Source organism: Helicobacter trogontum (assembly GCF_000765905.2).
Taxonomy (GTDB): Bacteria; Campylobacterota; Campylobacteria; order Campylobacterales; family Helicobacteraceae; genus Helicobacter_A; species Helicobacter_A trogontum.
The window spans coordinates 1-4,527 of the sequence record NZ_JRPL02000054.1; the positions used below are offsets into that span (position 1 = coordinate 1).

Genomic DNA, 4,527 nt, shown 5'->3' on the forward strand with positions numbered 1-4,527 from the left:
TTAGTTTCTTCTCCCACCCGTTGATATACTGCATTGTTTTGGGGATTTTGGTATTTAATCTTTGTTTGCGTAGGTTGCTTATTGATAAGGTTTTGAAAATTTGTTTGTGTTTGTTGCGTTGTATGTGTGTTTTGAGATTGTATATTGTCTATATATGAATGGACTTTGATATGAGCTTCTTTATAAATTTTTGTAGACTCATTTTCTTGTGCATTATCAAAATAAGATGAGTTATAGGTATAGAGATTATTTCTTATCACATCCTTAAAATGCTTTTGCGCTACATCCTCATTCTTTGTATATGCTCCTATGCTTGGGTTATGAATGCAATATCCTATATCAAGTGAGCTATCAAGTAAGAGAGAGTGCATAAAATCCCCTATGATAAGAGATTTATGTAAATCTTTAGGGATATAAAAATAGGGCTTCCCTTTTTCCCATTTTGCATATTCACTATCTTTTTTGCCTCTCATGCCTAGCATAAATAATGTAATTTGTCGCGTTAAGTCTTCTTTTGAGATAGTGGGAAATATTTGGTCAAGTATCCAAGTATAAATTTCAAATATCACAAGAGGAGGAAGTGCCTTTTTAGTAAAGCTTTTTGAAAGACCAAAAACAATACTTGAAGCTCGTGTGGTGTTTGATTTTAGGGAGTGTTGTAGCGTATTTTTGATATCATTTAATGAGGTGGGTATTTGCATGTCTTGTAAATTTTGGATTTCTTGAAAACTTTGTATGACGATATTTAGTTTTTCTTCTGTATTTTTCTTATTATAATCCTCCATAACTTTTATTAATTTTTCCAATCTATTGATATTATTTGTAGTGATGATATTTTTTGTAATCCTGTCACACATTGTATCTGAGCTACAGTGATTGTCTTGCACATTCTCTTTTAGCTTATCTCGTATATCCTTGATGGAGAGTTCTGCAAGATACGCTGCAAATTTATTTTGTATATGATCTGTGAGATACTCTATTATTTTATCCTCGTTAAAATTTTGGAATTTCTCCCACAGATCTTTAGTGACTATCTTTTGCAAATCTTGTTTTGATATATTGACCACTTGTTTAGATAGAAGTGAGCAGGTATGTGTGTAATATAAAAATACTCCCCCTGTTTCCAAATCTATCAAATAGAACATAAATTTGCATAACTCTTCAAAATCATCTTTGCTAAAAAAATCTAAGAATATATCTTTATGGAAGGGTATAAAAATATTTATTGTATTTGAAAATCTTTGTTCTTTTGGATAAGACTGGTATTGCTCTATAATTTTTTTATACTTTTGATAGCTGTCATTACGTGTGAGGTTTGTTAATAAATTATTAAGGTATTGAATTTCATTATTTGGTGTATTTGAAAAATAAGCATTGTTGATAATGTGAGAAATATAAATAGCTGTTTTTGAAAGTGCAGTATTTTGTTTATTAATCTGCTCTCTTACTTTATTTTTCAAGATTTCTAAACTCTCCTCATCAAGTTGATTATTTTTATCCTGTTTGATACGAAAATCAATAAAACAAGAGAATATTTGCTCAAAAGCAAATAAAGTATCTAATATTATTTTGCAGTATTGTTCTACGTACGCAACTTCTTTATAAAACTCTTCATCAAATAGGTGTTTTTGCTCTAATATAAGCTCGGATATAGCACTAAATTCACCGGCAATAGTAAGAATGTCTTTAGTATCAAGATTGTTACAAAATTTCGTAAGCGAAGTATTAACTTTGTCTGCCTTGTCTGGATATATTTTTTCTTTAATATAATATTGCTTATTATAAGCTGTTTCAACATGCTTGTAATTTGTCAAAATTATTGTTTTAAACCTATCAAATAAAGTTTTTTTCTCTATAGGATTGATTGCGTTGAGAAATACGACATTATGTTGTATAGTGCTATTGCATTGTGATTTTATGTATTCATAAATTTTGTAATGTGGAGAAATCACTTCTAATGGATTAGTTATTATGAGTATAGATTTATTATTGATTGGCTTATTGTTTTGTGAACTTACTTTAAAGCTTTGTAAGACCATATCAAGTGTAAGAGTAGAGGTAAGATTGGGCGATTGAATAAATAAAAAATTGCTAAATTGCGTAGCAATATTTTTGAGATGCTTAAAAGCTGAAGTGTTAATAATATCATTATCTCCTAAACTACCTTTTGCTTGTATATTCGGAAAGGTTGAGAATGCAAACAATCGTTTTTTATTGTTTTGGGAAGACCGAGCAATAAGATTACTTTGTTTAAGTAGTGAAGTAATGCTGATATTTATATTGTTGCGCGTTTGTGGTTGTATGCTTACTAAATCAAGGTTATAGACTATAGCCTTGTCTAACATAGATGGGTCTATAAGCGAATCTATACGGTTTGATAAAGGCGAAGTAAGATATTTTAACGCTCTTTCATCAAATATAATTACATTGCCAGATATATTTTGATTAAAATTCACAAGCGCACTGATTGTTCCATCGTGATAATGAACTTGACGCAAAATAGCATTTAATACGCAATAAAATTCATAAATCTTTATTTTTAATGTATCATCTTTAGTAATAAGCTTGTATATACTAGACAGAGTAATAAATATAAGGAATAAAACTGCACCTTGTGGAGAGATGCTAAAACAAATTCGTATAACCCATAGAAGAACCCCTCTGCTCAAATACTTATTAGCAAAATATAATACTATGCTAGCATGAGAGAGATACACATTGGCTCCTATCAGCATAGTAAGCATTTTATTTACTTCATTGTTAGCAAGTATTGTAGCATCTGCTTTGGCTTTGTCTATAACCTTAAGCAATTCCTTTATTTGTTTTTTACCATTGCTAAATACGTGTTGGGTGATACTTATATCTATGCCATCTAATGTATTGACTTGAAATACATTTTCGTATTGAGTTTTGGATTGTTGCAGTGTTTTTGTAATCTTTGCGATAGAATCTTGTATCGCCTGAATTGCATCTTTTGTTTTAAGATCATTGTTTGTATGTTTTTGTGAGATATCATAGAGTTTATTTGCATATTGCCATAAATTGATACCAGACACTTCATCGCCATTTAGCATTACTAATTTTGAGTTGTTGTGTTGACTTTGCTTAATATGTTCTTCTATGACTTTACTGCTTATTAAACCTTTCGCTGTTGTAAAGGTATTTGGCAGACTATCCCCTACTTGTGTAAAGGGCATAACAGTTATATTTGCACTCATAGTATCACTTGTATTTGGAGTAGTGATACTTGTAGATAGTAGTATATTATTCTCACTCATGTTTAATCTTTTTGTTTAATATCCCAAAATGATTCATCGTTTACATCAATCCTACGCAATGGCATGAAAAATATCACAATAAAATTAAGAATATTAAGCGCAGCAACAAAAGCTATTATGCTTAAAATTGTTATTAGGATGTTTCCATAAGGGTTTGCATTATCTGCAAGCAACTCTAAACCAATTGTATTCCATTCATCTTGTTCCATGGGCAAAAAAAAGTTAGATTGTGGAAGTTCTGTCCCTGTAAGTTTCGCATACATAGTTCTCAAATCAGGTGTGGGTTCTTGCTTAAATGAAAAAGGCAGTGAAAAGTCATTCCATGCAAAAGCAATCAATAAAATAATCATTATAGATGAAGCTAATTTCACACGCCCATCAAAAAATGAAGTCTGATATTTAGACTTATATCGTGCCTTACACTGCTTACACTCAACTATTCCACCATCTGTGATAGTTTGATAGAATGAGAGTGTATCCCAAACCTTGTGAATTGTACTTCCGCAACTCTCACATTTAATCTTAAAAGCCATCGTGTATTCCTTGTTGTCCCTGATTATAATTGTATATTATAACATAAGTTCATATGTTTCAATTCATTGGATTATTTCCCTACCTCACTCCAACCCTTACTCTTTCGCACCCATTAGGTGCTAGCAATACTTTGCCTTGTATATTGAGTAAAGATATTTTTGTATTGTCCCCATTTTTTCCTTCCCCTATGTTACACTCCCTCATGTAATCCCTGCCTAAATCTATAAATCTCCCATAACCATAACCTAATTCTTCTTTCTCTCTTTGTTCTTTTAAAAGTTTAGTTATGAATTTAGGTATAGTTTTTGGCACAATAAGCAAGTATTCATAAATTGTGTAGGCAATTCTTAGAGTAAGGATTCTATAACTAAAAATTATAGGATTATATATCTTGCTTATATCTTGTAGTATTGGTGTAAGAGTAGGATTAGAATCTAATCTAGCATAATCTGTGTTTTTAGATAATGGAGGTAGTATTATCTCTAGTGTATCATTTGGCGTATAAAAGCCACTTTGTGAAGAAATGTATTGTTCTTTAGATTCTCTATTTTCATAAGTGCTTGGTGTGAAATAATATTCCTCTAAATCTCTATAAGGCGTAATAAGAGTTAAAGAGGGAATAGTTATATCTATTTGAGAGCTTAAAGCTTCTTTGCTTTGTGTATTAGCATTACTAGGAGCTGGAGCATTAATCTTAAAAGTATTTTCTTTAGGT

Annotated in this window: 2 protein-coding genes and 1 pseudogene; all 3 read right to left on the reverse strand. The window is 30.7% G+C overall.

Going from position 1 to position 4,527, the window contains the following annotated elements; genetic code table 11:
- On the reverse strand, positions 1–3,278 hold a 3,278-nt coding region (locus tag LS81_RS10400; protein WP_138069932.1), incomplete at its 3' end, for a hypothetical protein.
- Positions 3,279–3,280: 2 nt separating this feature from the next.
- A complete protein-coding gene (locus LS81_RS10405) occupies positions 3,281–3,811 on the reverse strand; it encodes a hypothetical protein (RefSeq protein ID WP_034346869.1) in 531 nt (176 codons plus the stop codon).
- A 79-nt stretch (positions 3,812–3,890) separates the two neighbouring features.
- Positions 3,891–4,527: pseudogene (locus LS81_RS11565) on the reverse strand (hypothetical protein); the annotation flags it as partial.